The sequence below is a fragment of the Nocardioides sp. genome (assembly GCF_036401255.1).
Classification (GTDB): Bacteria; Actinomycetota; Actinomycetes; order Propionibacteriales; family Nocardioidaceae; genus Nocardioides.
In genome coordinates this window covers 1-3,356 of sequence record NZ_DASWVI010000325.1, presented here as the reverse complement: position 1 = coordinate 3,356, position 3,356 = coordinate 1, and the positions used below count along the sequence as shown (strand labels likewise).

The following is a 3,356-nucleotide window of genomic DNA, read 5'->3' as shown; positions in this document are numbered from 1 at the left end:
GCGGCGAGGTTCATCGTCTCGAGCGTGGAGCCGATGTTGACCGCCCCGTCGCCGAAGTAGGTCACCGACACCGCGTCGGTGCCGGCCTGGCGGTGCGACCAGGCGAAGCCCGCGGCCTGGGGCACGCCGCCGCCGACGATCGCGTTGGTGCCCATCGCGCCGGCGTCCTTCCACTGCAGGTGCATCGAGCCGCCGCGGCCATGGCTCCAGCCGCGGTCGAGGCCGCAGATCTCGGCGAGGGTGCGCAGCAGCACCTCGCGCACCGGGTCCGACGGCGCCTCGAGCGGATCGAGACCCTTGGGCTCGACGTGGTGGAGCGCCTTGGCGAGGAACTGGTGGTGGCCCCGGTGCGAGCCGTTGACGGAGTCCTCGCTGGTGAGCGCGAGCACCGAGCCGACCGCGCCGCCCTCCTGGCCGATGCTGGAGTGGGCCGGACCGTGGATCAGGCCGCCGCTGGCCAGGTCGAGGACGTACTGCTCGAACGTCCGGATCCAGACCAGCTGGGCGTAGATCGTGCGCAGCAGGTGCGGGTCGGCGCCGTCCCAGTCAGCCTCGGTGGCGACGACCTCCACCCACGGGGAGGCGGGGGCGAGGGGGTGGTGCTCGGGCATGGCTCTCCTTGGCGGGTTCCTGTGCTCGGCGCCACGATGACACAGGATTGGATCCAAAATCTAGATGCCGAAGTGGTGGACGCCACACCGTAGAGCGTGGTTTGCTGCGGATCGACGCCAGATCGGATCCGAAAGGAGCGCTCGATGCCGATGCCCGGGCTGCGCCGGATGGACCACGTCGGCTTCACGGTGCCCGACCTCGACCAGGCACACCGCTTCCTGGTCGACGTCCTCGGCTGCGAGTACCTCTACTCGCTGGGGCCGTTCCGGCACGACGACAGCGACTGGATGGCCGAGCACCTCGGCGTGCATCCGCGGGCCGAGATGGTGGAGAACCGGTGGTTCCGCTGCGGCGACCAGGCCGTGTTCGAGGTCTTCCACTACCGCTCCCCCGACCAGCGCGACGCGATCCCGCGCAACAGCGACATCGGCGGCCACCACATCGCGCTGTACGTCGAGGATCTCGACGCCGCGATCACCCACCTGGAGGAGAGCGGGGTGCGGGTGCTGGCCGGCCCGACCGCCAGCAGGGGCCCGGCGGAGGGCAACCGGTGGATCTACTTCCTCAGCCCCTGGGGCATGCAGTTCGAGCTCGTCTCCTACCCGGGCGGCAAGCGGTGGGACCGGGAGAATCCCCGAGTATGAGCAACGACGTGAGCAGCGCCCGCGTGGCGGCGTACCTCCGCGAGGCGATCCTCGGCGGCGACCTCGTGCCCGGCGACCGCATCCGGCAGGAGGAGATCGCCGCCCGGCTCGGCGCCAGCCGCCTGCCGGTGCGCGAGGCGCTGCGGATGCTCGAGGCCGAGGGGCTGACCGAGCACCAGCCGCACAAGGGCGCGAGCGTCCCGAGGCTGACCCAGCACGAGGTCGACGTGATCTACCGGATGCGCGAGCGGCTCGAGCCGCTGGCGCTCGTCGAGAGCATGCCGAGTCTGGGCGCGGCCGACCACGAGCGGCTCGAGGAGGTGCAGACCCGGATCGAGGAGAACGACGACCTGGAGAAGTTCCTCGACCTCGACCGCGAGTTCCACATGCTCACCTACAGCGGCTGCTCGATCGAACCGCTGAACCAGAACGTCAACCGGCTCTGGAACTCCACCCAGCACTACCGCCGTGCCTACGTCGCGCTCGGCGGTCGCAACCGGATGTGGATCGTGAACGCCGAGCACCGGCTGATCCTCGACGCCGTGGTGCGCCGGGACGCCTCCGACGCCGAGCGCTACCTGGAGGGCCACATCCGGCGCACCCGCAACGAGCTCGCCCACCACCCCGAGGTCTTCACCTGATGGACCTGACCGTCAACGGCTCCGCCGTCTCGCTCACCAGCGACGGCGAGACCCCGCTGCTCACCGCGCTGCGCGACGAGCTCGGGCTGGTCGGCACCCGCTTCGGGTGCGGGCAGGGGCTCTGCGGTGCCTGCTTCGTCGACGTCGACGGCACGGTGCTGCCGTCCTGCCAGACGCCGGTGTGGCAGGTCGAGGGGCGGGCGGTGACGACGGTCGAGGGCCTCTCGCGGGACGGGGTGCCGCACCCGGTGCAGCAGGCGATCTTGGACCGGCAGGCCGCGCAGTGCGGCTTCTGCGTCTCCGGCATCGTGGTGCGCGCGGCCGCGCTGCTGCGCGACGAGCCCGACGCCGACGCCGACCGGGTCGCCGAGGCCCTGGAGCGCAACCTGTGCCGGTGCGGGGCACAGCGCCGCATCATCGAGGCCGTGCTCGCCGCTCGGGAGCCGGTGTGAGCGGCCTGCCTCCCCACATCGCGGACAACCCGCGGCTCGGGACCTGGGTGACGGTCGCTGGGGAGCTCGTCGAGGTGCATGTCGGCAAGGTCGAGCTCGGCCAAGGCATCGTGACCGCGCTGGCGCAGATCGCCGCGGACGCGCTCGCCCTCCCGTTGAGCGAGATCCGCATGGTGCCGGCCCACACGACGCACGGCCCGGACGAGGGCCTCACCGCGGGCAGCCTGTCGGTGCTGCAGGCCGGCCCGGCGCTGCGCCACGTCGGCGCGGTCGTCCGCGCGCTCGCCGACCCGTCCGTCGAGGGGTACGTCGCGCGCATCGCCGCGCTCGACCCCGACACGGACCTCACGACTGCCCCGACCGCCGGCTCCGTCACGTCCGCCGCGGTCGGGGTCAGCACGCCCCGGCTGGACCTGCCCGACAAGGTGCTCGGCCGGCCGCGCTACCTCGCCGACCTCCGCCCCGCCGGGTTGCTGCACGGTCGGGTGCTGCGGCCGCCGTCGCCCGGCGCCCGACTGTCCGACCTCGACCCGGACTGGAAGGCGCCCGGCGTCGAGCTCGTCCGCGACGGCTCCTTCGTCGGGGTGGTCGGCGAGCGGGAGGTCGACGTCGACCGGGCCCTGGAGCAGCTGGCGCGGGACTGCCGGTGGGACGAGCAGGACCTGCTGCCCGACGAGGCCGATCTGTCGACGTGGCTGCGCACCGGGCCGCACGAGGAGATCCCCGTGCTCGACGAGGGCGGCCCGGCCGACGTCGCCCTGACCGCGTCGTACTCCAAGCCGTTCCTGGCGCACGCCTCGATCGCGCCGAGCGTCGGCCTCGCCCGGTGGGACGACGGCAGGCTGCGGGTGTGGAGCCACAGCCAAGGCATCCACGCGCTGCGGCTCGCGATCGCCGGGGCGCTGGCGCTGGACCCGGCGGCGGTGGAGGTCGAGCACGTCGAGAACGCCGGCTGCTACGGGCACAACGCCGCCGACGACGCGGCGTTCGACGCCGTGCTGCTGGCC

Annotated in this window: 5 protein-coding genes; 4 read left to right on the top strand and 1 reads right to left on the bottom strand. The window is 72.8% G+C overall.

Annotation, left to right across the window (positions count from 1 at the left end):
- The coding region (locus VGD85_RS15235) for a thiamine pyrophosphate-dependent enzyme (RefSeq protein WP_331064282.1) at nt 1-611 on the bottom strand (611 nt) is incomplete at its 3' end.
- A 144-nt stretch (nt 612-755) separates the two neighbouring features.
- Between VGD85_RS15235 and VGD85_RS15230 the strand changes: the two genes are divergently transcribed.
- The 4 genes from VGD85_RS15230 to VGD85_RS15215 form a co-directional block, all read left to right on the top strand.
- Nucleotides 756-1,256, top strand: a complete 501-nt coding sequence (locus tag VGD85_RS15230; protein ID WP_331064281.1) for a VOC family protein — start codon at nt 756-758, stop codon at nt 1,254-1,256.
- Complete coding sequence (locus VGD85_RS15225; RefSeq protein ID WP_331064280.1) at nt 1,253-1,897, top strand: GntR family transcriptional regulator; 645 nt, start codon at nt 1,253-1,255, stop codon at nt 1,895-1,897. Before VGD85_RS15230 ends, VGD85_RS15225 begins: the two co-directional genes overlap by 4 nt.
- Nucleotides 1,897-2,349 carry a (2Fe-2S)-binding protein gene (locus tag VGD85_RS15220; RefSeq protein WP_331064279.1) on the top strand — a complete coding sequence of 151 codons (453 nt, stop codon included), beginning with the start codon at nt 1,897-1,899 and terminating at the stop codon, nt 2,347-2,349. The genes VGD85_RS15225 and VGD85_RS15220 overlap by 1 nt, the downstream gene beginning before the upstream one ends.
- A partial coding sequence (locus tag VGD85_RS15215) for a molybdopterin cofactor-binding domain-containing protein (protein ID WP_331064278.1) occupies nt 2,346-3,356 on the top strand: 1,011 nt, incomplete at its 3' end. The genes VGD85_RS15220 and VGD85_RS15215, both read left to right, overlap by 4 nt.

What these genes read in the sequence shown, in the direction of transcription:
- VGD85_RS15230 (WP_331064281.1), top strand. Translation starts at nt 756, where the DNA reads ATGCCGATGCCCGGGCTGCGCCGGATGGACCACGTCGGCTTCACGGTG.
- VGD85_RS15225 (WP_331064280.1), top strand. Translation starts at nt 1,253, where the DNA reads ATGAGCAACGACGTGAGCAGCGCCCGCGTGGCGGCGTACCTCCGCGAG.
- VGD85_RS15220 (WP_331064279.1), top strand. Translation starts at nt 1,897, where the DNA reads ATGGACCTGACCGTCAACGGCTCCGCCGTCTCGCTCACCAGCGACGGC.